Annotated in this window: 22 protein-coding genes and 1 tRNA gene; 13 read left to right on the forward strand and 10 right to left on the reverse strand. The window is 64.0% G+C overall.

What is annotated here, in order from left to right; translation table 11 throughout:
• Window positions 1-61: 61 nt before the first annotated feature.
• The 5 genes from trpE to trpC all read left to right on the forward strand — a co-directional run bounded on the left by trpE (window position 62) and on the right by trpC (window position 6,003).
• On the forward strand, window positions 62-1,561 hold the full coding sequence (gene trpE, locus CKO27_RS15000) for an anthranilate synthase component I (protein WP_200375717.1): 1,500 nt from the start codon (window positions 62-64) through the stop codon (window positions 1,559-1,561).
• A gap of 93 nt (window positions 1,562-1,654) precedes the next feature.
• A complete protein-coding gene (locus CKO27_RS15005; protein ID WP_200375718.1) occupies window positions 1,655-3,400 on the forward strand; it encodes an SWIM zinc finger family protein in 1,746 nt (581 codons plus the stop codon).
• Between the two features lie 186 nt (window positions 3,401-3,586).
• On the forward strand, window positions 3,587-4,168 hold the full coding sequence (locus CKO27_RS15010; RefSeq protein ID WP_200375719.1) for an aminodeoxychorismate/anthranilate synthase component II: 582 nt from the start codon (window positions 3,587-3,589) through the stop codon (window positions 4,166-4,168).
• Between the two features lies 1 nt (window position 4,169).
• On the forward strand, window positions 4,170-5,192 hold the full coding sequence (gene trpD / locus CKO27_RS15015) for an anthranilate phosphoribosyltransferase (protein ID WP_200375720.1): 1,023 nt from the start codon (window positions 4,170-4,172) through the stop codon (window positions 5,190-5,192).
• A gap of 13 nt (window positions 5,193-5,205) precedes the next feature.
• Window positions 5,206-6,003 (forward strand): indole-3-glycerol phosphate synthase TrpC, encoded by a 798-nt coding sequence (gene trpC / locus CKO27_RS15020; RefSeq protein WP_200375721.1) that lies wholly within the window; start codon window positions 5,206-5,208, stop codon window positions 6,001-6,003.
• 31 nt (window positions 6,004-6,034) lie between these two features.
• Here trpC and crp read toward each other — a convergent pair whose 3' ends face one another.
• Window positions 6,035-6,691: a cAMP-activated global transcriptional regulator CRP gene (gene crp, locus CKO27_RS15025; RefSeq protein ID WP_200375722.1), complete on the reverse strand. Its 657-nt coding sequence runs from the start codon at window positions 6,689-6,691 to the stop codon at window positions 6,035-6,037.
• Between the two features lie 230 nt (window positions 6,692-6,921).
• Here crp and CKO27_RS15030 point away from each other — a divergent pair, with 230 nt between their 5' ends.
• Window positions 6,922-7,338, forward strand: a complete 417-nt coding sequence (locus tag CKO27_RS15030; protein ID WP_200375723.1) for an OsmC family protein — start codon at window positions 6,922-6,924, stop codon at window positions 7,336-7,338.
• 123 nt (window positions 7,339-7,461) lie between these two features.
• On the forward strand, window positions 7,462-8,286 hold the full coding sequence (gene speD, locus CKO27_RS15035; RefSeq protein WP_200375724.1) for an adenosylmethionine decarboxylase: 825 nt from the start codon (window positions 7,462-7,464) through the stop codon (window positions 8,284-8,286).
• Window positions 8,287-8,376: 90 nt separating this feature from the next.
• Here the strand turns inward: speD and coq7 are convergent, their stop codons facing one another.
• On the reverse strand, window positions 8,377-9,036 hold the full coding sequence (coq7, locus tag CKO27_RS15040) for a 2-polyprenyl-3-methyl-6-methoxy-1,4-benzoquinone monooxygenase (RefSeq protein WP_200375725.1): 660 nt from the start codon (window positions 9,034-9,036) through the stop codon (window positions 8,377-8,379).
• Between the two features lie 61 nt (window positions 9,037-9,097).
• A complete protein-coding gene (locus CKO27_RS15045) occupies window positions 9,098-10,336 on the reverse strand; it encodes a (Fe-S)-binding protein (protein ID WP_207280836.1) in 1,239 nt (412 codons plus the stop codon).
• A gap of 179 nt (window positions 10,337-10,515) precedes the next feature.
• Here CKO27_RS15045 and CKO27_RS15050 point away from each other — a divergent pair, with 179 nt between their 5' ends.
• The 5 genes from CKO27_RS15050 (at window position 10,516) to CKO27_RS15070 (ending at window position 14,917) form a co-directional block, all read left to right on the forward strand.
• Window positions 10,516-10,830: a (2Fe-2S) ferredoxin domain-containing protein gene (locus CKO27_RS15050; protein WP_200375726.1), complete on the forward strand. Its 315-nt coding sequence runs from the start codon at window positions 10,516-10,518 to the stop codon at window positions 10,828-10,830.
• A gap of 129 nt (window positions 10,831-10,959) precedes the next feature.
• Entirely contained in the window at window positions 10,960-11,397 is a 438-nt protein-coding gene (gene rplM / locus CKO27_RS15055; RefSeq protein WP_200375727.1) for a 50S ribosomal protein L13, read from the forward strand.
• Window positions 11,398-11,408: 11 nt separating this feature from the next.
• Window positions 11,409-11,798, forward strand: coding sequence for a 30S ribosomal protein S9 (gene rpsI / locus CKO27_RS15060; RefSeq protein WP_200375728.1), 390 nt, complete (start codon window positions 11,409-11,411; stop codon window positions 11,796-11,798).
• A gap of 21 nt (window positions 11,799-11,819) precedes the next feature.
• Window positions 11,820-11,893: transfer RNA gene (locus CKO27_RS15065), tRNA-Gln, on the forward strand.
• 126 nt (window positions 11,894-12,019) lie between these two features.
• A complete protein-coding gene (locus CKO27_RS15070) occupies window positions 12,020-14,917 on the forward strand; it encodes a class I SAM-dependent DNA methyltransferase (RefSeq protein ID WP_200375729.1) in 2,898 nt (965 codons plus the stop codon).
• Window positions 14,918-14,954: 37 nt separating this feature from the next.
• On the opposite strand, the gene CKO27_RS15075 is transcribed toward CKO27_RS15070, so the two are convergent.
• The 5 genes from CKO27_RS15075 to CKO27_RS15095 form a co-directional block, all read right to left on the reverse strand.
• Window positions 14,955-15,236, reverse strand: a complete 282-nt coding sequence (locus CKO27_RS15075; RefSeq protein WP_200375730.1) for a type II toxin-antitoxin system YafQ family toxin — start codon at window positions 15,234-15,236, stop codon at window positions 14,955-14,957.
• Entirely contained in the window at window positions 15,223-15,486 is a 264-nt protein-coding gene (locus CKO27_RS15080; RefSeq protein ID WP_200375731.1) for a type II toxin-antitoxin system RelB/DinJ family antitoxin, read from the reverse strand. The genes CKO27_RS15075 and CKO27_RS15080 overlap by 14 nt, the downstream gene beginning before the upstream one ends.
• Before the next feature lie 85 nt (window positions 15,487-15,571).
• Window positions 15,572-17,146 carry a diguanylate cyclase gene (locus CKO27_RS15085; RefSeq protein WP_200375732.1) on the reverse strand — a complete coding sequence of 525 codons (1,575 nt, stop codon included), beginning with the start codon at window positions 17,144-17,146 and terminating at the stop codon, window positions 15,572-15,574.
• A 234-nt stretch (window positions 17,147-17,380) separates the two neighbouring features.
• Complete coding sequence (locus CKO27_RS15090) at window positions 17,381-17,596, reverse strand: hypothetical protein (RefSeq protein ID WP_200375733.1); 216 nt, start codon at window positions 17,594-17,596, stop codon at window positions 17,381-17,383.
• Window positions 17,597-17,612: 16 nt separating this feature from the next.
• On the reverse strand, window positions 17,613-17,891 hold the full coding sequence (locus tag CKO27_RS15095; RefSeq protein WP_200375734.1) for a hypothetical protein: 279 nt from the start codon (window positions 17,889-17,891) through the stop codon (window positions 17,613-17,615).
• A gap of 214 nt (window positions 17,892-18,105) precedes the next feature.
• Here CKO27_RS15095 and CKO27_RS15100 point away from each other — a divergent pair, with 214 nt between their 5' ends.
• Window positions 18,106-18,540 carry a GNAT family N-acetyltransferase gene (locus tag CKO27_RS15100; protein ID WP_242470932.1) on the forward strand — a complete coding sequence of 145 codons (435 nt, stop codon included), beginning with the start codon at window positions 18,106-18,108 and terminating at the stop codon, window positions 18,538-18,540.
• A gap of 97 nt (window positions 18,541-18,637) precedes the next feature.
• On the opposite strand, the gene CKO27_RS15105 is transcribed toward CKO27_RS15100, so the two are convergent.
• Both CKO27_RS15105 and CKO27_RS15110 read right to left on the reverse strand, forming a co-directional pair.
• Window positions 18,638-19,939 (reverse strand): capsular polysaccharide export protein, LipB/KpsS family, encoded by a 1,302-nt coding sequence (locus CKO27_RS15105; RefSeq protein ID WP_200375736.1) that lies wholly within the window; start codon window positions 19,937-19,939, stop codon window positions 18,638-18,640.
• 189 nt (window positions 19,940-20,128) lie between these two features.
• The gene (locus tag CKO27_RS15110) at window positions 20,129-21,910 is read right to left on the reverse strand and encodes a BatD family protein (protein WP_242470933.1); all 1,782 of its coding nucleotides are present in this window, start codon (window positions 21,908-21,910) and stop codon (window positions 20,129-20,131) included.
• Between the last annotated feature and the right edge of the window lie 4 nt (window positions 21,911-21,914).

The raw sequence follows: 21,914 nt of genomic DNA on the forward strand, positions 1-21,914 counted from the left end.
GGGCGATGGCGACGCTGAGTCGCCCGTCCACCCGTCCTTGTTCATTGCCCGGAGATTTTCCATGACCCCCAAGACGTTTCACGCCCTGGCCGACCAGGGCTACAACCGCATTCCCGTCGCCTGCGAGGTCCTGGCAGACCTGGACACGCCGCTGAGCGTCTATCTCAAGCTGGCCAAGGGGCCTTACTCCTATCTGTTCGAATCGGTCCAGGGCGGTGAGAAATGGGGACGTTACTCCATCATCGGCCTGCCCTGCCGAACCCTGATCAAGGTCCAGGGCCAGCGGATCCAGGTCGAGCGCGACGGCCGGGTCGTCGAGGAGACCGAGAGCGCCGATCCGCTCGCCTGGATCGAAGCCTTCCAGCAGCGTTTCCAGGTGGCCGAGGTCGCCGGACTGCCGCGTTTCACCGGCGGACTGGTGGGCTATTTCGGTTATGACAGCATCCGCTACATCGAGCCCAAGCTGGCCGTCTGTCCCAACCCGGATCAACTGGGCACGCCCGACATCCTGCTGATGGTCTCGGACGAGGTGGTCGTCTTCGACAACCTGAGCGGGCGTCTCTACATCATCCTGCATCTGGATCCGACCGCCGGGGATACCCTGGAGGCCGGCGAGGCGCGTCTCGCCGAGCTGACCGAGCGCATGTGCCATGGCACGCCCAACGGCGGCGGCGGCGGAACCCGCCAGGTCGAGGAGGCGGACTTCGTCTCCGGCTTCACCGAGGACGCCTTCAAGCAGGCGGTCGAGCGGATCAAGGCGTACATCCTGGAAGGCGACTGCATGCAGGTGGTGCTGTCGCAACGGCTGTCCATTCCCTTCCAGGCCCCGCCGCTGGATCTCTATCGGGCGTTGCGCGGGCTCAATCCCTCGCCCTACATGTACTTCCTGGATCTCGGCGACTTCCAGATCGTCGGTTCCTCTCCCGAGATCCTGACCCGTCTGGAGGATGGCGTCATCACGGTGCGCCCGATCGCCGGCACCCGTCGTCGCGGTCAATCCGAGGTGGAGGATCAGGCGCTGGAGGCCGAGCTGCTGGCCGATCCCAAGGAACTGGCCGAGCACCTGATGCTGATCGACCTGGGACGCAACGACGCCGGGCGCGTCTCCGAGATCGGCAGCGTGCGTCTGACCGACAAGATGATCGTCGAGCGTTATTCGCACGTCATGCACATCGTCTCCAACGTGACCGGCACGCTCAAGGAAGGTCTGAGCGCCATCGACGTCCTGCGCGCCACCTTCCCGGCCGGAACCGTCTCGGGCGCGCCCAAGATCCGCGCCATGGAGATCATCGACGAGTTGGAGCCGGTCAAGCGCGGCATCTATTCGGGCGCGGTCGGTTATCTGTCCTGGAACGGCAACATGGACACGGCGATCGCCATCCGCACCGCCGTCATCCAGGACGGGATGCTGCACATCCAGGCCGGCGCCGGCATCGTCGCCGACTCGGTGCCCGAGTCGGAATGGCAGGAGACCATGAACAAGGGTCGCGCCATCTTCCGCGCCGTCACCGCCGCCGAGGTCGGGATCGATCGTTATGGGTGCGGGGTGAAGCGGGCCTGAGCCGTTGGCCGTGATTGAAGGCTGGCGGGAAATTTTGGGCAAGCGTTATTCCTGGCCGGCGTCCGGTCTCATCGACCTCGGAGTTCGACGTCCATGTTCAGCGATGTGATTACGATCGCTCGACTCGAGAATCTCGCCGGCAAAAAGGTCTTCTGGCGCGGGCAGGATTATTTTGCCAGCGATGCGGTCGGGCGGGTTCGGGTGATCGGCGACCGGATCAAGGCACGGGTTCAGGGAAGCGAGGTCTACGAGGTCGAACTCTGGGAGGACGACGGCCAACTGGGCTCCGACTGTAGCTGCCCGCACGCGGCCGACGGCTATTTCTGCAAGCACTGTGTCGCGGTCGGTCTGGCCTGGCTGGGCGGGGCGGCGGATCTGCCGCCGGACGCCGAGACGCCCGAAACGGGGTCGCGGCCGGATCCCTGGAGCGCCATCGCGTCCCATCTGGAAACCCAGCCGCACGACACCCTGGTCGCCCTGCTGCTGGAGACGGCCCGGCGCGATGACCGGCTCTATCAGTCGCTCCTGCTCAAGGCCGAGCGTGGGCGCGCCGGGACCGATCAGGCCAAGACCTTCCGGCGGGCGATCGAGGCCGCGACCCGTGGCGTCGCCGACTGGCAGGGCGCGGATGAATTCGCCGAGGATCTCGACGCGGTGGCCGATGCGCTGGAGGAACTGCTCGAACCGGACAGCGCCGCGCTTCTGATCGACCTGAGCGAATACGCGATCGAGCGCGCCGAGGCCGCCATGCAACGAATCGAGGACGAGGAGGGAGAGGGCGTGGAGGTCATCGAGCGCCTTGGCGACCTGCACCAGCAGGCTTGCCGCCTGGCCCGACCCGATCCGGTCGAGTTTGCCGAGCGGCTCTTTCGGCTTGAGGTCCGTCAGGATTTTCAGTTCGTCGGCTTCGATCCAGCGACCTACCGAGAGACGCTCGGCGAGGTGGGGCTCAAACGTTATCGGGAGCTGGTGGAGGCCCAGTGGCGCGAGCTGGGGCCACGCCCCAGTCAGGAGCGCTATGATTCGCATCGCGCCCGCGTCACGCGCCTCATGGAGAGTCTGGCCAACCTCGCTGGCGACATCGAGGAACTGATCTCCATCCGCGCGAGCGACCTCACCGCCGCCTATCGCTATCTGGACATCGCCGAGCTTTGGACCAAGGCCGGCCAGCCCGAGCAGGCGCTGGAGTGGGCCGAACGCGGTCTCGCGGCCTTTCCGGACCGGCCCGACAATCGACTGCGCGATTTCCTGGCGGCGGCCTATCTGGAGCGTGGACGCCAGGACGAGGCGCTGCGGCTGACCTGGATCCAGTTCGAGGAACAGCCCAACCTCACCCACTACCAGAAGCTCAAGCTGGTCGCCGACCGGCTCGGTGTCTGGCCGGCCCAGCGCGAGCGGGCGCTGGCCTGGCTGGAGGAACACATCCAGGCCGAGGCCGCCAAGACCAGCCAATGGCGGCCCAAGCCATCGGCGCCCAACTATTCGCCGCGGGTCGAGATCGCGCTCTGGGAGCAGGATCCGGACGCGGGTCTGGAGGCCATCGCGCGCGGCGCCTGCGACACGCGGCTCCTGATCACCCTCGCCGCCCAACTGGAGACGCCACGCCCCGACGAGGCCATCGCCATTTATCGGCGCCTCATCCCATCGATCGTCGACCAGACCAGCAACCGCGCCTATGAGGACGCGATTCGTCTGATCCGCCGTGTCGGGGAGTTGATGCGGTCCCAGGATCGAACGGTCCCATTCAGGGAATATCTCGAAAAGTTGCGCATCCGTTACAAACCCAAGCGCAATTTCATAAAGTTGCTCGACACCATCGCCCAACGAGCCAACCGATGACGCCCCGACCCGCCCTGGCGGACGGCTGATGAGGATCTATTCCGCTTCGGAGCCGGTTTGGGTGACAATCCCGCCTTTGATGCGATCGACTCCATCCGTGATCGGCGCTCGGTGCTCGCGAGGGCGAGCCGGGGCGGGACAGGCGGCGGAGCGCGAGCGAGACGAGTTCAAGGGGATGGCCGCGATATGCTGCTGATGATCGACAACTACGACTCCTTCACCTACAACCTGGTCCAGTATTTCGGCGAGCTGGGCGCACAGGTGCGGGTGGTACGCAACGACGAGCTGACGGTCGAGCAGGTATGCGACTTGGCGCCGGAACGCCTGGTCATCTCGCCCGGACCCTGCACGCCCAACGAGGCAGGGATCTCGGTGCCGCTGATCCGGCGCCTGGCGGGCCAGGTGCCGATCCTGGGCGTCTGTCTCGGTCACCAGTCCATCGGGCAGGCGTTCGGGGGACGGATCGTCAAGGCGCCGGAGGTGATGCACGGCAAGACCTCGCCGGTGCATCACATCGATCAGGGCGTCTTCGGCGGCTTGTCCAACCCATTCGAGGCGACGCGCTATCACTCGCTGGTGATCGAGCAGGCGAGCCTGCCCGACTGTCTGGAGGTCACGGCCTGGACCGAGACATCGGACGGCGCGCGCGACGCCATCATGGGGGTCAGGCACCGTGAGATGCCGATCCAGGGCGTGCAGTTCCATCCCGAGTCGATCCTGACCCAGCAGGGTCACCGGCTGTTACAGAATTTCCTGGAGGATCGCTGACATGGAGCTGAAGGAGGCCATCGGTCGCTGCATCGAGCACCGGGATCTCGCCGCCGAGGAGATGGTCGAGGTGATGCGCGCCATCATGACCGGCGGCGCGACCGAGGCGCAAATCGCGGGGTTTCTGGTCGCGCTGCGCATGAAGGGCGAGACGGTGCCGGAGATCGCCGCCGCCGCCTCGGTCATGCGCGAGCTGGCGACTGGCGTGGATATCTCGGGGCTCGATCACGCGGTCGACATCGTGGGCACCGGGGGCGATTCCTCGGGAACCTTCAATGTCTCCACGACCAGCATGTTCGTGGCGGCGGCGGCGGGATGCCATGTCGCCAAGCACGGCAATCGCTCGGTTTCCAGCAAGTCCGGCGCGGCCGACGTGCTGGAGGCCGCCGGGGTGCGACTGGATCTGACGCCCGAGCAGGTCGCCCTCTGCGTGCGCGAGGTCGGGGTCGGTTTCATGTTCGCGCCCGGACACCATGGTGCCATGAAGCACTCCGTCGTCCCGCGTCGCGAGCTGGGGGTGCGCACCCTGTTCAACGTGCTGGGTCCGCTGACCAATCCGGCCGGGGTGCCCAACCAGGTGCTCGGCGTTTTCAGCCCGGACCTGCTTGAGCCGCTCGCCCAGGTGCTGCAACGGCTCGGCAGCCGGCATGTGCTGGTGGTCCACGCCCGCGATGGACTGGACGAAATCAGCATCGCGGACATGACCGACGTGGCCGAGCTGAAGGGGGGCGAGATCCATCGCTACAGCGTGCGGCCGGAGGACTTCGGGCTCCAGCGCGCCCCGCTGGACACGATCCGGGTCCAGAATCCGACCGAGAGTCTGGCCATGCTGCGCGGGGTGCTCGCGGGTCGGCCGGGGCCGGCGCGCGACATCGTGCTCCTGAATGCGGGCGCGGCCATTTATGCCGCCGGACGCGCCGACTCGCTCGCGGCCGGCGTGGTCCAGGCCGGAGAGGCGCTCGCCAGCGGCGAGGCCGGGCGGCGGTTGGAGCGTCTGGTCGCGCTCACGTCCAGTTTTGGTTAGCGGGGAGAGACAGATGGCCGATACCCCGGATGTCCTGAAGAAAATCGTCCACCGCAAGCTGGAGGAAGTCCGCGACCGCCGTCAGCACCGCCCGGAATCGGAACTGATCGCGGGTCTGGCGGATGTCGGGCCGACCCGAGGCTTCGTCGCCGCGCTTGAGGCCCGGATCGCCGCCGGGCAGCCGGCGGTGATCGCCGAAATCAAGAAGGCCAGCCCGAGCAAGGGCGTGCTGCGGGAGGATTTTCGTCCGGCCGAGATCGCACGGAGCTACGAACAGGGCGGCGCGGCCTGTCTCTCGGTGCTGACGGACGTGGATTTCTTTCAGGGAAGCGACGACTACCTCGTGCAGGCGCTGGCGGCCTGCGATCTGCCGGTGATCCGCAAGGATTTCATCATCGATTCCTACCAGATCCACGAGGCCCGGCGGATGGGGGCGGATTGCATCCTCCTGATCGCCGCCTGTCTCAACGATTCGGCGCTACGCGATCTGAGCGGACTGGCCCAGGGGCTGGGACTGGATGTGCTGGTCGAGGTGCACGACGCCGAGGAGTTGGAGCGGGCGCTGGCCGTTCCGGGGCGGATGGTCGGCATCAACAACCGGAATCTGCGCACCTTCGAGGTCGGTCTGGAGACCACGCTCGGGCTGCTGTCCTCGGTCCCGGAGGAGCGTCTGCTGGTCACGGAGAGCGGCATCCTGACCAGGGACGACGTCACTCGGATGCGCTCCAGCGGCGTGAATGCCTTCCTGGTCGGCGAGGCCTTCATGCGGGCTCCCGACCCCGGAAGCGAACTGGCGCGATTGTTCTTCTAAAGCCTTCCAGAGGCGATCGGAACGCGCGGCCTCAGCGCGTTCCGAAGACCACGATGGTCTTGCCCTTGACGCTCACCAGGCCCTGTTCCTCAAGGTTCTTCATCACCCGCCCCGCCATCTCGCGCGAGCAGCCGACGATGCGTCCCAGTTCCTGGCGCGTCACCCGGATCTGCATGCCGTCGGGGTGGGTCATGGCGTCCGGCTGCTTGCACAGATCCAGCAGGGTTCCGGCGATCCGGCCGGTGACATCCAGGAAGGCCAGATGCCCGACCTTGCGGCTGGTGACCTGGAGCCGCTGGGAAAGCTGCTCGCCGATGCTGTAGAGGAATTCCTTGGCCACGTCGGCCAGCTCGTCGTTGAGCAGGCGGTCGAGTCGCTGATAGGTGATCTCGGCGACCTTGCACTTGGTCCGGGTGCGGATGATGACGCTGCGCGCGTTCTGCGGGATGAACAGCCCCATCTCGCCGATGAACTCACCTTTGTTGATGTAGGCGAGCATCAGCTCGCGGCGCTCTTCCTCGTCGAACATGAGGGCCGAGACCGACCCCTCGATGAGGTAATAGAGACTCTCCGCCGCCTGTCCCTGACGGATGAACTCGACGTTCTTCTCATAGGTCTTGGCATGGGATTGGGCCAGAAAGGGTTGCAACCATCTGGGTTCTTCCTTCGGGGGTCTCAGAATGCTCATCGCGGAACCTGTCATAGGGGACGGATTTTCCTTAGATTCTAGGCAGGCCGAGGTGTCTTGTCGATCTGTGCTAGCCTCTGCCGCGTCCTATGGACGAGGGGCCTCGCGCGCCCGCGCCCCAGGGTTTCCGGCCCGGTGGCCGGTTTCGGTCAGTCCATGGCGCTTGTGTACAGGCTTGTCCCTGTCTTCGCAAGGACTGGGTGCCACGATTCCACCAAGGGGAAAATGTCATGAAGGCACGGATCAAATGGATCGATGGGGTGGCCATGCTGGGCGAGTCCGGCTCTGGCCATGCGGTCGTGATGGACGGACCACCCGAGTTGGGTGGCCGAAACATCGGGGTCAGGCCCATGGAAATGCTGTTGATCGGGATGGGTGGCTGCACCCAGTTCGACGTACTGCTGATCCTACGCAAGGGGCGTCAGGAGGTAACCGACTGTGTCGTGGAACTGGAGGCCGAACGTGCCGACCAGGATCCCAAGGTCTTCACCCAGATCCATGCGCATTTCATCGTCAGGGGTCGCGGCCTCGACCCCAAGCGCGTGGAGCAGGCCATCCGGCTCAGCGCGGAGAAATACTGCTCGGCCTCCATCATGCTCGGCGCCACGGCGGCCATCACCCATGATTTCGAGATCCATGAGGCTTGAGTCCTCGGGATCGGGGGGTGTCGAGCGCCCCGGCGGCTCTCGCGCCGCGACGACATATCCTCTTGCATCGGCTGAAACCGATGGTTAGCTTGCGCGCTCTCGTTGTTTCCGAGGTTTCCGACCATGCCCACCACCCTCAAGAAACTGCGCCTGCATGGCTTCAACAACCTGACAAAGACGCTCAGCTTCAACATCTACGATGTCTGCTACGCGGATTCCGACGACCAACGCCAAGCCTATATCGCCTACATCGACGAGGCTTACAACGCCGCGCGACTGACCGCGATCCTGACCGACGTGGCCGAGATCATCGGCGCCAATATCCTGAACATCGCCCATCAGGATTACGATCCCCAGGGCGCGTCGGTGACCATGTTGATCTCGGAAGAGAGCCTCGCGGCCGAGGGCCTTTCCAATAACGCCACGCCCGGACCGCTGCCCGACGCCGTGGTGGCGCATCTCGACAAGAGTCACATCACGGTCCACACCTACCCCGAGACCAATCCCCAGACCGGCATCAGTACCTTCCGCGCCGATATCGACGTCTCGACCTGCGGTCGCATCTCGCCGCTCAAGGCGCTCAACTATCTGATCCACGCGCTGGAATCGGACATCGTCATCATGGACTACCGGGTGCGCGGCTTCACACGGGACGTCAGCGGACGCAAGCACTTCATCGACCACAACATCAGCTCGATCCAGAACTACCTGTCGCGCAACACCAAGACCCGCTACCAGATGGTCGATGTGAACGTCTACCAGGAAAATCTCTTTCACACCAAGATGGTGATCCGGGATTTCCGGCTCGACGACTATCTCTTCTGCATCGAGGGCAAGGATCTGTCCGGTCAGGATCATCAGCGCATCCAGAAGCTCCTGCGACGCGAGCTGACCGAGATCTTCTACGGCCGCAACCTGGGCCGGAATCTGGAGTTCGTGGGCGACTGAGCCGGTCTCGGCCGTCCGTCAAGGTGGGTCGCCCGCCAGCTTGCGCGGCCGATTCCCGTGGCGCGGAGGCCGCGCGCGACCTCTTCCCTGTCAGACCCAATAGACCGTGCGCGTCATCACACGCGACGTCAGTTTCATGGCCGCGCGGATCGGCGCCGGCAGATCCGCGCCGCCGGCCGCCTTGGCGATCTGGGCATGGCGGACCTCGTCGGCCTTCATCCGTTCCAGGATCGCCCGACTCTTCTCGTCGTGGACGGGGATCTGACCCAGGTGGTCGTCCAGATGGTTCTCGACCTGGCGCTCGGTCTCGACCACGAACCCCAGGCTCCATTTGTCTCCAGCCAGTCCGGCGGCGGCGCCCATCGCGAAGGATCCGGCGTACCAGAGTGGGTTCAGAAGACTCTTGCGGTCCCCCAGCTCATTCAGGCGCTCCTCGCACCAGGCCAGGTGATCGTTCTCTTCCTTGGCGGAGCGCTCCATGCGCTGGCGCGTTTCGGGCAGCTTGGCGGTCAGGGCCTGGCCTTGATAGAGGGCCTGGGCACAGATCTCGCCCGTATGGTTGATACGCATCAGACGCGCGACATGCCGCCGTTGCTCATCGCGCAGATCGGGCTCCATCAGGCCGGCGGCCGGGTTGCGGCGTTCGGTGGTCGAGGGGCGGCCGAACAGGGTGCGTAAGGCTTGATCGGTATTGATCAGCAGTCGATCGAGAGGCGAATAGCGGCGGCTATGCGTGGGTTGGTTGTTCATTGAGTGAGGCTCGTGGTTCGGATGATGAGGGGCCTGTCTGTCGAGCGGCGAGCGATGGTCGTCAGGACATCTGGATCTGGCGTGCGATCAGTTCGACCGGATGACAGACCTCGATCTCCAGACGGGACTCCCGGATCCCGGCGATCAGATGCAGCGCGCATCCCGGATTCGTGGTCACGATGATATCCGGCTTCAAGTCCCGGATGTGGGTCAACTTGTCGTCGAGGAGCGCCCCCGCCATCTCCGGCTGCTGAATCAGATAGGTTCCCGCCGCGCCGCAACAACGATCGTTGTCCGGCAGGGGAGACAGCCGCAAGCCCGGAACGCGGGCCAGCAGGCGATAGACGGCGGCGTTTCCGCCCAACAGTTGGCGGTGCGAGCAGGGCTCGTGGACCAGAACGCGGCGATCGAGCGGCCGGATCTCGATCGACGTGGGCCAGGCAGCCTGATCGAGATAGGCGCACAGCTCCCAGGTGTCGCCAAGCTCGGGATGCTCGCGCAACTCGGCGACGCAGGCGCTGGCGAGCCCGACCAGCACCCGGCCGCGATGGCGCTGGGCGCAATGTTCGCGGTAACCATCGGCCTCCTCCGGGAATCCGTTGTGCCGCATCATGGCCCCGCAGCAGGCGGACTCGGAGGAGAGACTCGCGCGCAGGCCGATGCGCTCGCACACCGCGAGGGCCGCCTCGATGGCTGGCCCTTGGGCGCTGGAGCCCGAGCAACCGACGAAGAGGTCGAGATCCGCGATCTCGGGATCTCGCCCGATGAGTGGACGCGCCGTCAGGCCCATCGCCGCGACGAGACGATGAAAAACCCCGAGCCTCGGGAGGCGGGCGAGCCAGGTGATCTCGGCGACGCGCGCCAGACCGCTGGCCCGATAGCCGCGCGCCAACCGCCCCAGGGATCGCATGACCCGAGCGCTCGACAACAGATGGAGCCAGAGCCGTTTGCGGGCGCGTCGCCAGCGGGGAAGCCTCTCCACGCGCCGCGCCTTGGCGGCATCGGCCAAGCGACCGTAAGCGACCAGCGAGGGGCAGGCGGACTCGCAGGCGCGGCAGGTCAGGCATCCGTCGAGATGCCCCTCCAGGGTCGCCGTCATCGCGAACTGGCCCGTCGCCCAGCCCTGAATCAGCGCGATGCGCCCGCGCGGAGAGTCCCCCTCCTGGCGTGTCTTGGCATAGGTCGGACAGTGCGGAAGGCACAGCCCGCACTTGACGCATTGATCGGCGAGATCGAGTAGATCCCGGTCCGAGAGTCGAGGCGGCGTTGCCGGGATCGACGGCTTGACCTGAGTATTCAAGGCGAATTCTACGGTGGGTTGAGTCCGAAAGCCGGGCTGGGCGCGCGGCGGGCGAGCTGGTCGGATCCGCCTGGCCGGCTTGGAAAGCGCGTGTCGCGGAGCCACAAGAGAGAGCGGTATCGATCGGATCGCATGTTAACCTCTAGACAACGAACTTGCTCCTATTCAGGTCATTGACAATGCCTCGCTACAGTCACCACGTCTTCTTCTGCACCAACCGGCGCGAGGACGGCCGCCAATGCTGCGCGCAATCCGGGTCATCCGCGATGCGCGACTATCTCAAGCAACGCACCAAGGAACTGGGCCTGGCCGGACCCGGAGGGGTGCGCGTCAACACCGCCGGCTGCCTCGGCCGCTGCGCCGAGGGACCGACGATCGTCGTCTATCCGGACGGCATCTGGTACAGCTACGCCAACCAGGACGACCTGGAAGAGATCCTGCGCGAGCACCTGATCGAAGGTCGCGCGGTGGAGCGACTCAAGCTCCCCGGCTGAGCGGCATCAATTGCGACTTGCGCCAGCGGAAACGATCACGTATATTTCGCGGTCTTTCCCGATGCAGACTAACGAATTCACGGCCAGCGCGGCGATTTTTTGTGCGCGGGCATCCCGGAGCGAAGGATCATGACGACGACTGTTAGCGCCAAACCCGCCGAGGTTCGCCGCGCCTGGTACCTGGTTGATGCCAATGGCAAGACCCTGGGACGCCTGGCCAGCGAGTTAGCCTTGCGCCTGCGCGGCAAGCACAAACCCCAGTACACGCCGCATGTCGACACTGGCGATTATCTCGTGGTGGTCAACGCCGAGAAAATCCGTGTGACCGGCAACAAGCTTCAGGACAAGATGTACTACCGGCACACCGGTTACGTCGGCAACCTCAAGTCCACGAATCTCGCCAAACTGCTGGATTCCAAGCCCGAGCGCGCCATTCAATTGGCCGTGAAGGGAATGCTGCCGCGGGGTCCGCTCGGTCGCGCCATGATCAAGAAGTTGCGGGTATTCGCCGGCCCGGAGCACACGCATCAGGCCCAGCAACCGCAAGTCCTTGAGCTTAACGTTTAGGAATCAGACGCATGTCGGAGACGCAACTCGCTACTGGTCGCCGTAAGACGTCCGCCGCACGGGTCTTCCTGTCGGTCGGCTCGGGCGCCATCACCGTCAACGGTCGCCCGCTTGACGAATACTTTGGGCGCGAAACCGCCCGCATGGTCGTTCGTCAGCCGCTCGAAACCGCCGGCCTCGTCGATCGCCTCGACATCAAGGCCACCGTCAAGGGCGGCGGCAACACCGGACAGGCCGGCGCCATCCGTCACGGCATCGCGCGCGCCCTCGTTCTTTATAATGAAGAGCTTCGCAGCCCCATGCGCCGCGCCGGCTTCCTCACCCGCGACGCCCGCGAGGTCGAGCGCAAGAAGGTCGGCCTACACAAGGCCCGCAAGCGTCCGCAGTACTCCAAGCGTTAATCGCTTAAAAAACAGTTTCACTGGGGGATCGTCTAGCGGCAGGACTACGGACTCTGACTCCGTCAACCAAGGTTCGAATCCTTGTCCCCCAGCCAAACAAAACAAGGGCTTAGCCGCAAGGCTAGGCCCTTTGTTTTTGGGTTCCGGGCGTATACCGGGTGTCGGTACGTCCCGATTGCGCAAGCTGGGGCCAGTTCAGGACAGATAAGGAGCCGATCGACGTGACCCCGGAACAGTTCATCGCGAAATGGAAAGATACCACCCTCAAGGAGCGTTCGGCGGCGCAAGAGCATTTTCTTGACCTCTGTCGGCTCCTGAATGTCCCGACGCCTGCTGAAGTGGATCCCACGGGTGCTTGGTACACCTTCGAGAAGGGCGCGAAGAAGGCGGGGGGTGGCGATGGCTGGGCGGATGTCTGGAAGCGAGGCTGTTTCGGCTGGGAGTACAAGGGCAAAGGCAAAAGTCTGCTGGACGCCTTCAAACAGCTTCAACTCTATACCCCGGCGCTGGAATACCCGCCGCTGTTGATCGTCTCGGACATCGAGACCATCGTCATTCATACCGCCTTCACTGGCACCGTCCCTGAGATCCATGTCATCACCTTGGATGACCTGCGCGATCCCGCCTTGCGTCGCCTGCTCCTGTGGGCCTTCACCGATCCCGAACGACTCCGTCCAGGCCGCACCACCGCACACCTGACCGAAGAGGCCGCTGTTCGCTTCGCCGGGTTGGCACAGACCCTCCGTGCACGCCACCATGATCCCGTCAAGGTCGCCCACTTCAGCCAACAAATCCTGTTCTGTCTGTTTGCCGAAGACATCGACCTCTTGCCGAACAAGCTGTTTGCCAAGCTGCTCGATGCCGGTCGCCGACAGCCCCACCAGCTACCGTCCATGCTTGAAAACCTGTTCGGCGCGATGGCAACGGGCGGACTGATGGGCGTGGAATCGATCGACTGGTTCAACGGCGGACTCTTCGCGTCCAAGGACATCCTGCCCCTGGAGCCAGACGACATTCAGATCTTGCGCGAGCTGGCGCAACTCGATTGGTCGGCCATCGATCCGACCCTGTTCGGCACCCTGTTCGAGCGTGGGCTGGATCCCGGCAAGCGTTCTCAGCTTGGCGCACACTACACCGATCAAGCCTCCATTCTGCGCCTGGTCAACCCGGTTGTGCTCGACCCGCTACGTGACGCCTGGGCCAGCGCCAGGGATGAGATCGCCGCCTGGATGACCAAGTCGAAGGAGAGCAAGAGCCCGTCAGTCAGCGCCAAGGCACGCAAGCGCGCACAGGGACGCTTACAGGTCTTCCTGGATCGACTCGCCCGTTTCCGTGTGCTCGATCCCGCCTGCGGGTCGGGTAACTTCCTCCTGCTCGCCTTGCTGGGACTCAAGGATCTGGAGCATCAGGTGATGCTGGAAGCCGAGGCACTGGGTTTACCGCGTGGCTTCCCGCTGGTCGGACCCGAGAATGTCTTGGGCATCGAGATCAATCCCTATGCCGCCGAGCTGGCGCGCGTCACGGTCTGGATCGGCGAGATCCAATGGATGCTCAATCACGGCTTCTCGCTCGCGAAGAATCCGATACTCAAGCCGCTCGACACCATCGTACAGCGCGATGCGATCGTGAACGAAGACGGGACCGAGCCAGAGTGGCCCAAGGCGGATGTCATCGTCGGCAATCCACCGTTCTTGGGCGACAAGAAGATGCTCGGCATTCTGGGTGAAGACTATGTGAAGCGGCTGCGGAAGCGTTACGAGGGTCGCGTCCCCGGCGGGGCCGATCTGGTGACTTACTGGTTCGAGAAGGCCCGAGCTCACATCGAAGCGGGCAACGTGAGGTATGCGGGCTTGGTCGCCACACAGTCCATCAGAAAGGGATCGAACCGTACCGTACTGGAGCGCATCACGACATCTGGAGCGATCTTCGAGGCATGGTCAGACGAACCGTGGGTCAACGACGGGGCAGAGGTTCGTGTGTCGCTCGTGGCATTCGCAGCCAAAGATGACGCCCGACCAATCAAATTGAACGGTGAGACTGTACAGGACGTCAACCCAGACCTCACGTCTGCCGAAGCCGGTTTCTGTTTGACCGATGCCAGCACTCTGGTACAGAACGAACAAGTTGCCTTTCAGGGGCCGGTGAAGGTTGGTCCGTTCGATGTCCCTGGAAGTACGGCTCGCGCGTGGATTGGAGAACCAAATCCTCACGGACGATCGAATCGTGAAGTGCTTCGCCCCTGGACGAACGGGCAGGATCTAACGAGACGCCCATCCGATACTTGGATCATCGACTTTGGGGGCGAGATGTCGGAAGTGAATGCTTCTCTCTACGAAGAGCCATTTCGGCATGTCGCCGAATTTGTTAGACCGATGCGTGAGGCAGGGCGACGCGAGCTACGAAAGCGATATTGGTGGCGGCATGGGGAAACAGTTCCAGCATTGCGGCGCGAGATAGCTCGACTGAATCGCTACATGGCAACACCTCGCGTTGCCAAGCACCGTTTCGTTGTCTGGCTGTCTTCCACAGTCCTTCCCGATTCGCGTCTCTTCGCTATCTGTCGGCAAGACGATGCAACCTTTGGCATCCTCTCGTCTCATCTGCATTTGACATGGGCGCTGGCGAACGCCTCGCGGCATGGAGTCGGCAACGATCCAACCTACAATGCCAAATCGTGCTTCGAGACCTTCCCCTTCCCGGAAGGCCTGACACCCGCCGACACGGGCGGCCCCATCGAGACCCTGGACACCGGCATCATCCTACCGTCGGTTGCCCCGGAATACCGCCAAGCCGCCTTAGCGATTGCAGAGGCCGCGCATCGACTCGATCATCTCCGTCGGAACTGGCTCAACCCGCCGGAGTGGACCGACATCATGCCGGAGATCGTGCCGGGCTATCCGGATCGGATCATTCCCAAGCCGGGGTTCGAGAAGGAATTGAAGACGCGCACCTTGACCAACCTCTACAACGCCCGTCCTGCGTGGCTCACGCACGCCCACCATGCCCTGGATGTCGCGGTGGCGCGTGCCTACGGTTGGGATGATGACACGCCAGAGATGCCCGAGACGGACATCCTGCGCCGCTTGCTGGCGCTCAACCTCGCCCGTGCATCGGCCTAGCGTTGGTTGCAGCGCATCGGGTGAATCGCACGGGAAATCAAAGCCCAAGCTCTGCATGCGAACCGAGCCGAACGAGTTGCAGGGTCTCCGCGTCGGGTTTGCGGTAGATCAGGATCAAATCGGGCTTGACGTGGCAATCGCGATGATCGCTCCAGTTACCCGTCAGGACATGGTCGCGGTAGCGATCCGGCAAGACCTCATCGCGGACCAGTGACAGCAGGACGAACCGCAAGTCGTCTTGTAGCGTCGCGCGGTGTGCCCCTTTTGACTCACGTTTGTAGTCACGCTTGAAGCGGGCTGTCCGTTCAATCCTCCGCATCGAGATCGGCCATCAGATCGTCCACGGTATCAAAGGATCGCAACTGACCGCGCCGGGCCTCCATCATCGCCTCGATCGTCTCGGGGTTGGGGATCAGTGGATCGAAGGGTAAGGCGTGCTCGCGGGCTACGCGCGTCAGCATCAGCCGAACCGCGTCGGAGACGGTCAGTCCCATCGTCGCCAGCACGGCAGCAGCCTCTTCTTTCACTTCACCATCGATACGGGCCTGGACCAGGGCATTGGCAGCCATTGGGTATTCCTCTCGGTTGCATGACAGTGTCATGCACAGCAGTATGCTGTTAGCCGAAGGGTATCGCAACGATGCTCAAGCTCAGCTAGCTCGGTACAGCCACGACCACGCTATTCTTTCCGGATGCCTTCGAGGCATACATGGCCGCATCAGCCAACCGTATCAGCTCCAGCAAGTCGAGCGCATGCTCAGGGTAAAGGGCAACCCCAATACTGGCCGTCACCGATTGCCCTGCCCAGCGCAGTCCCGAGATCCGCTCACGTATCTTGTCGGCGACCAAGACGGCGGTCGCGACATCCGGCGGTTCGGTGAGCAGCATGGCAAACTCGTCGCCACCATAGCGACCTACCAAGTCCTCGCACCGACAGCCCGTGACCAGCGACTTCGCGACATCCTTCAGCACCTGATCACCGACCTGATGCCCTTGGGTGTCGTTGATGGCCTTGAAACCGTCTAGGTCGATGTAGAGGAGCGCGAGATGACGGCCATGGCGTCGGGCGCGTTCATATTCCAGGGTGAGACGTTCCTCGAAGGCCGCCCGGTTGGCGATGCCGGTCAGCGCATCCACAAGCGCCATGCGCTCCAAATGAAGGTGGTGCCGCCGACGTTCGATGAACACGATGCTGAACGCGCGCACCCCAAAGGCCAAACACACCAAGATCGTTGCACCGACGATCATCAGCCAGATCAAGGTCTCGGTGCGAAGATGGTTGAGAGATGCCTTGGAAACATGAGAGGCCACGATCCAACGATAAGTGCCTGCGAAGAAACTTTCACCCGGCACGACAGAGGCAACCGAGCGATCCTGGTCAGCCAGGGGCATCACGGTGCGGAAGGCGAATAGTCCCTCGTCAGTCTCAACCGTACCGGACGGCGCTTGGTTCATGGCGCGCCACGCCTGAGGGTAGATGGTTGGCATCCGTGCCGTGCTCTGTTCAGCGAACATGAACCCCCAACTCGGCGGCGGGTTGGGTGAGAGCAGCCAGTATCCCTCACTGTTGAGGAGCATTGAATCGCCGGGCGAGGTTTGCCCGGCTTTCTCGACGGCGTCCAGCAAACCTTGGGCCAGGAAGTTGACGAGCACGATGCCACGTCGATGACCGTGCGCATCAAAGACCGGGGTGCCCACCCGGATCATCGGTTTATACGGGCGTTCGATGACGCCGTTCTCGATGTTGAGGTCCAGCGGAGAGGCATAGAGTTGACCCGCATACAGCGCCAGAGCCTCGGTGAAATAGTAGCGACCGGCCTTACTCTGAAGCGCTGACTCGGGCACCACGGCAGGATGGCCATCATTGAAGTTGATCCGCACGACTTCCATGCCCTGCTCGTCCAGATAGCGAATCTGATCGTAGATTTGGGTATAGCGGCTCACCGCCAGGTATTCCTGAGCGATCCGAGACAGCCAAGCACGATCACCCGTGTTGAGAAAGTCGGCAAGTTCGTTCTGCGCGGCCAAGATACGAACGTTAGCCATCAACCGTTCCAGCTTTTGCGTGATGATCGCCGTTTGCGCCTCAACGGTCAGCTCCTCCGTGCGCACAAGATCCTCTTGGAAGCTCGTCATTCGTCCGTGGTAAACGAGGGTGAGGACCAGCACGGGGAGAACCGCCAGCGGCGGAAAAACTGTCCAGAAAGGCTTCCAAGTCGTCTTCAGCACGCGAATTGACCTCGATCATTCACTACCGAATTGCAGTGGAGTCGATGATACGCCAAGGCTAAACGGCAAACTCAGATCACGACGGTTTCTCGACTCACGTACAGGTAGTCCGTCAGTCTTGACTACCAGATCAAAAAAGAACCCAACAGACACTTGGTCTGAGGGGCTCTCAAGGCGCACGACGCCCCCGCCATCCGGTCGATTTCCGGCAGTGGGCGTCGTGAGCCGAGCGATTTAGAGCGCGCACAGCGTGCGATAGACACGCTGTCGATGCCGTTGCCGGTAGGCCAACGTCAGTTGATACGCTTGCTCTTCAGCCGCCGCGCGCGTCAGACCGCCATCGTACTCCGCGATGGCGGCACGCTCCTCAAAGTATTCACGTTCATCCTCGTCCAGACGGGCGACGAAGGCCGCGATGCGCGGATCGAGAGGGATCGAGTCACGGGTCATGGTCATCACTCCATCCCTAGTAGTCATCCGGCAGCAAGACCGTCGTCACCGAACGGTCGGCTTCCGTGATGATCCAGACCTTGGTCTCGGGATCGATCTGATAGCTGGAAAAGAGTCGGCAGCCCTGTTGCAAGGCGTCCTGATTGGCCTGGATGTCTTCGGCCTCCAGATCGCCCCAGTCACCACGCGCATGACGTTGGAGCAGGTTGAGCGGCGTGACCTGACGCTCGGTCAAGACCTGTAAGGCCGCCGGGGTCGCGACGATACGACCCAAGTCAAACACCGAGGTAGTCATAACGCTTCTTCGAAGCCCTGCTCAACCCGGCGCCGCTGACGCCGGCCATGGAACGCGCGATCGAGCGCTATCGCACCTTGATTACACCGTCACCGTGACGACTAGTTGGCGTATCGAGCGTCTCGGGACACAAGACCGGGCGACGTTTGGCAGTGGGAGCGACGAGCTGGATCGCTACTTTCGTGATCACGTCACGCAGGATATCCGGCGCCGCTTGAGCCACGGCTTCGTACTGCTGGATGCCCGTGACGAATTAGCGGGCTACTACACGTTTGCCGCCACCAGCGTGCCGGTCAACGAATTGCCCGCCGATCTCACGCAGCGGTTGCCGCGTTACCCCAGCCTGCCGGCAGGATTGATTGGTCGTTTGGCCATTGATCGACGGTTTCAGCGCCAAGGATTGGGGAGTCTATTGATCGCCGATGCCGTGTCCCGTGCGATCATGACGCCGCTGTCCGCCTGTCCCGCCCTGATCGCCGCCAGTGGTGAAGGCGCCCAGTTCCGCTTTCTAAGAGTTCTTCGCCGCCAACCTCCGCAACCCGCACACCCGCCGCGCCCGAGTAGTCCGGCGGCACTGAAATTCGGAAGATGCCGGTGGAGATCCGCCTCGGCTCCGCGCATCATCCGGGTGAAGGCTTCGTTCAGATAGATGAGGGTACCTGCCGTGTCGGTCACCATCATGTTGGTGGACGCCTTGTCGAGGGCACTTTGAATCCGCGGGCTCTCCGGGTGGCGGACAGCTCGAATCAATCCGCTGACCGAACCTGCACCATCGCCATCATCCGCTCCGCCAGATGGTTCAGCGAGGCTTCGGAATAATCCCGCCAGTGGGCGCGCACGAAGGCGTCGAAGTAGAGGAAGCGCAGGAATGGCTCGATCAGCCCGGCGTCCGGCGCTTGGCTCAGGGCCTGGCGCAGACGCGGCGTCAGCTCGGCACGGTCGCGCACGGGATGAACCAGGCCCTCGCGGACGTAGAAGTTGTCGCCGAGCGCGACGACCGGTTTGCCGAAGATCATGGCCTCGATGCCGACCGTGGAGTTGATGGTGACGACGCACTCGGCGCGCTGCAGGAGGGTCCGCACGTCGCCGCCGCCGATCCAGAGGTGTTGGGGGAAGCGCTCGACCATGGGGTCGTAGTCGGTCTTGCCGAGATCGGCCGGGTGGAGCTTGATCGCCAGTTTCAGCTCGGGATCGATCGCGCGCAGGGACTGATCGAGGTCGGCGATGGCCAGGTCGAGCCGGTTGCCGTAGAGCGGTGAGTGGAGGGTGAGCTGGCTGTCGCTCCGGACCTGGAGCGGGAAGAAGACGAAGCGCTCGGGAAGCTCCGGCGGCTGGCGCGGGATCCGCCGGTTGAGGGGGCGCGAGGGTTCGCGTTCGCGCCAGTCGTTCCAGGCTTGGATGAGATAGGCCAGCGGCGGGGGGCGGACTCGGCCTTGGGCGGGCGGCGCGCGCGGTGGGCTTTTGCCCGCCCGGTAATCGTCGAGCCGGGCGTCCAGTTCGCGGCGCTGTTGGTCGGAATAGGGCCGGGCGCGGATGGCGTCCAGATCCAGGTCGCGGCCGATGGAGGAGAAGGCGTTGACGCCCTCGGGGTCGAGCTGGAGCGTATTGGGCAGATAGCCGTTTTCGGCGAAGAGGAGCGGGAGACCGCGCGCCCGCGCCAGTTGCTCGGCGATCGCCGCCGCCAGGCCGGAGCCGTTCCAGCAGAAGACGCCGGCCGGCTGGAGTCGGTCGAGACAGGCGTCCAGCTCGCCGACCAGTCGGCGGAAGGCTGGACCCTGTTCTCTGGTCAGGGCCTTGTCCGATTCCTTGCGCAGCCGCGCCAGGAGCGCCTCGGGGTCGATCCGGATCGATGGGGATGGGGCATGGGCGCGCCGCGCGTCTCGATCCGGATGGATCTCCTGCCCGAGTCGACGCAGCAGACCGCGGCTCTTCACCCGGCGCGAGAAGAAGACCGCCCGGTAGTGGGGCGCGAGCCGCTCGCCGACGGCGGCGAGGTATTGGACCAGGTTCGGTCCCGGATCGATGAAGAGGATCGGCTTGGCGGGCATGAGAGGGATCCGGATCTCCTGGGGCGTGCATCAATTGTCTTCATCGTTGGATCGTCCGCCCGGCCACGGCTCCAAGGCTCCAAGGCTCGGATCGACGCGGATGTCGCGCGGCATCCTGTCGGGGCGAATGAATTCGCCCCGACACCCGGCATCCAGCTCCAGGAATGGAGGAGTCCTTGATCTCCGCGCTCATCCGACTCGCAACGAGCTTGGATTGAGCGCCGGGAGCGCGGCCCAGCGCAGGCGCCCGGAGGCTTCACTTCGCTGCGGGAGTCTCGCGCCTCGCCCTACCTGCCGCATCAGATCGCGCTTCCAGCGCTGGAAATCGAGGGTTTCGCGGCCATAGATGCCGGCGTCCAATTGCCCCATGAGCCGACTCAGTGCCTTCGGATCCGCTCCGGGACGGACGGTCAGAATGTGCCGGGTGAGCACGGCTTGGGTGAATTCGCCCTTGAATGACCGACAGGCGCGGGACTCCTCCTCGAACCGATCGCGCCACTCATCCGGGGTGGCGGCCTGGTTGGCGTACCGTACGCAGCGCAGGAAACGGCTGCTCGCGGGCAGGGTCCGCCCCAGGAAACGGCGCGTCGCCGCCAACAGCGCCGCTGGCCCAAGGCTCCTCGCATAGGGTCCCAGCCACTTCAGCGCGAATCCATGGCCGGCGCGCAAACCCTTGACCCCCAGCCCGAGCAGGTCGATCCCCAGGCTCAGTGGACGGCCGCGATAGAGGACGCCCACCCAATAGCCGGCGACCAGCAGCAACAGACCGGCTAGGGGAACCCAGAACTTGACCCACTCGGAACTGGTTAAGGCCGCGACCGGGAACCCGAACGGGCCACCACCGCGCACGGTCAGCGTCTTGATCGGCAGACGGGCGACCTCGCGCACGCCCTGATCGACATTCCACCAGGCGATGCTCATCTCCGGGAGGCTCAGTCGGCCGCCGACTTGCGGGACCAGGGTGTAGTACTCGGTTCGGGTGGCGCTCAGTTGTCGCCCGTCCGACGACAACTCGGTATTGGTGAGCGTCTGTTCGCGATAGACACGGAAATCCGGTCCATTCAGTTGCGCCTCCAGGCTCGGGAGCTGGACCGCGGTTCCACCGATGGCCGCGATTTCCAACGCCAGGGTCACCGGCTGGCCGGGCTCCAGGGTTCCTTCGCGGTCGAGGCTGGATTTCAGGGTCAGGGACTTCAGCGGCAGCCAGGGGCGCACCGAGGTCATGGATGGACGCACCTGGAGTCGGATGGGGCGCTCGGTGTGGGCCTCGTAGCCTTGGCCGAGACCCGAGCCGGCCAGGGTGCCGGTGACCTTGATCGGCGGCAGCTCCAGGTCGCCGGCCCGTAGCGGGACGACCGTCAGCACGAAGCTGTTGAGGATCTCGCGCTGGCCCTTGGTGGTCCGGGTACTGGTGCTCGGCCCCTGAAGGGTCTTCATGAGCGCATCACCCGACGCCGGTAACTCCAGGTTCGCCGTGCTCAGATTCTCGCGGCTGACGACATCCAGCTTGAGAACCACCGGCTGTTGCAGGTAAGGATCCATCACCTCCAGCGACCATTCCATCCTCGGCGGCGCGACCTGGCTCGACTGGGCCGGCCCTTGCGCATAGCCCCCTGGCCAGTTGGGCTGGTAGCCAGGATATCCCTGGGGCCTCTGGCCAGGCATTCCTCCCGGCGCGGGCGGTGGCTGATAGGCCGGCGGCACGCCCTGGGCGTTCGTTGGGGGCAGCCGACGGTACTGGGGCGAATCCGGCCGGGGTTGTGGCGACTCGGGCGGTCGTGACGGCTGTCCGTAATAGGGCTGTCCGTAATAAGGCGGCGCGTAATAGGGCTGGCCGTAGGGCGTGGCGTAAGGCTGCGCGCCGAGGGCACCGCTCGCCAGCAGCGGCACGATACCGAGGGCCAGGCGCCAGACCTTGGCGCGGAGCGCCTCCTTCTCGACGGACAAGGTCTCGACGGTCAGGGGATTCAAGGCG

It is taken from the genome of Thiocystis violacea, from assembly GCF_016583575.1.
GTDB classification, from domain to species: domain Bacteria; phylum Pseudomonadota; class Gammaproteobacteria; order Chromatiales; family Chromatiaceae; genus Thiocystis; species Thiocystis violacea.

Excerpts from the sequence above, each read along its gene's own strand:
- trpE (WP_200375717.1), top strand. The coding sequence starts at position 62 with ATGACCCCCAAGACGTTTCACGCCCTGGCCGACCAGGGCTACAACCGC.
- rplM (WP_200375727.1), top strand. The coding sequence starts at position 10,960 with ATGACGACGACTGTTAGCGCCAAACCCGCCGAGGTTCGCCGCGCCTGG.
- CKO27_RS15010 (WP_200375719.1), top strand. The coding sequence starts at position 3,587 with ATGCTGCTGATGATCGACAACTACGACTCCTTCACCTACAACCTGGTC.
- rpsI (WP_200375728.1), top strand. The coding sequence starts at position 11,409 with ATGTCGGAGACGCAACTCGCTACTGGTCGCCGTAAGACGTCCGCCGCA.
- speD (WP_200375724.1), top strand. The coding sequence starts at position 7,462 with ATGCCCACCACCCTCAAGAAACTGCGCCTGCATGGCTTCAACAACCTG.
- CKO27_RS15105 (WP_200375736.1), bottom strand. The coding sequence starts at position 19,939 with ATGCCCGCCAAGCCGATCCTCTTCATCGATCCGGGACCGAACCTGGTC.
- CKO27_RS15080 (WP_200375731.1), bottom strand. The coding sequence starts at position 15,486 with ATGGCTGCCAATGCCCTGGTCCAGGCCCGTATCGATGGTGAAGTGAAA.
- coq7 (WP_200375725.1), bottom strand. The coding sequence starts at position 9,036 with ATGAACAACCAACCCACGCATAGCCGCCGCTATTCGCCTCTCGATCGA.
- trpD (WP_200375720.1), top strand. The coding sequence starts at position 4,170 with ATGGAGCTGAAGGAGGCCATCGGTCGCTGCATCGAGCACCGGGATCTC.
- CKO27_RS15095 (WP_200375734.1), bottom strand. The coding sequence starts at position 17,891 with ATGACTACCTCGGTGTTTGACTTGGGTCGTATCGTCGCGACCCCGGCG.
- CKO27_RS15075 (WP_200375730.1), bottom strand. The coding sequence starts at position 15,236 with ATGCGGAGGATTGAACGGACAGCCCGCTTCAAGCGTGACTACAAACGT.
- CKO27_RS15030 (WP_200375723.1), top strand. The coding sequence starts at position 6,922 with ATGAAGGCACGGATCAAATGGATCGATGGGGTGGCCATGCTGGGCGAG.
- crp (WP_200375722.1), bottom strand. The coding sequence starts at position 6,691 with ATGAGCATTCTGAGACCCCCGAAGGAAGAACCCAGATGGTTGCAACCC.
- CKO27_RS15005 (WP_200375718.1), top strand. The coding sequence starts at position 1,655 with ATGTTCAGCGATGTGATTACGATCGCTCGACTCGAGAATCTCGCCGGC.
- CKO27_RS15050 (WP_200375726.1), top strand. The coding sequence starts at position 10,516 with ATGCCTCGCTACAGTCACCACGTCTTCTTCTGCACCAACCGGCGCGAG.
- CKO27_RS15090 (WP_200375733.1), bottom strand. The coding sequence starts at position 17,596 with ATGACCCGTGACTCGATCCCTCTCGATCCGCGCATCGCGGCCTTCGTC.
- trpC (WP_200375721.1), top strand. The coding sequence starts at position 5,206 with ATGGCCGATACCCCGGATGTCCTGAAGAAAATCGTCCACCGCAAGCTG.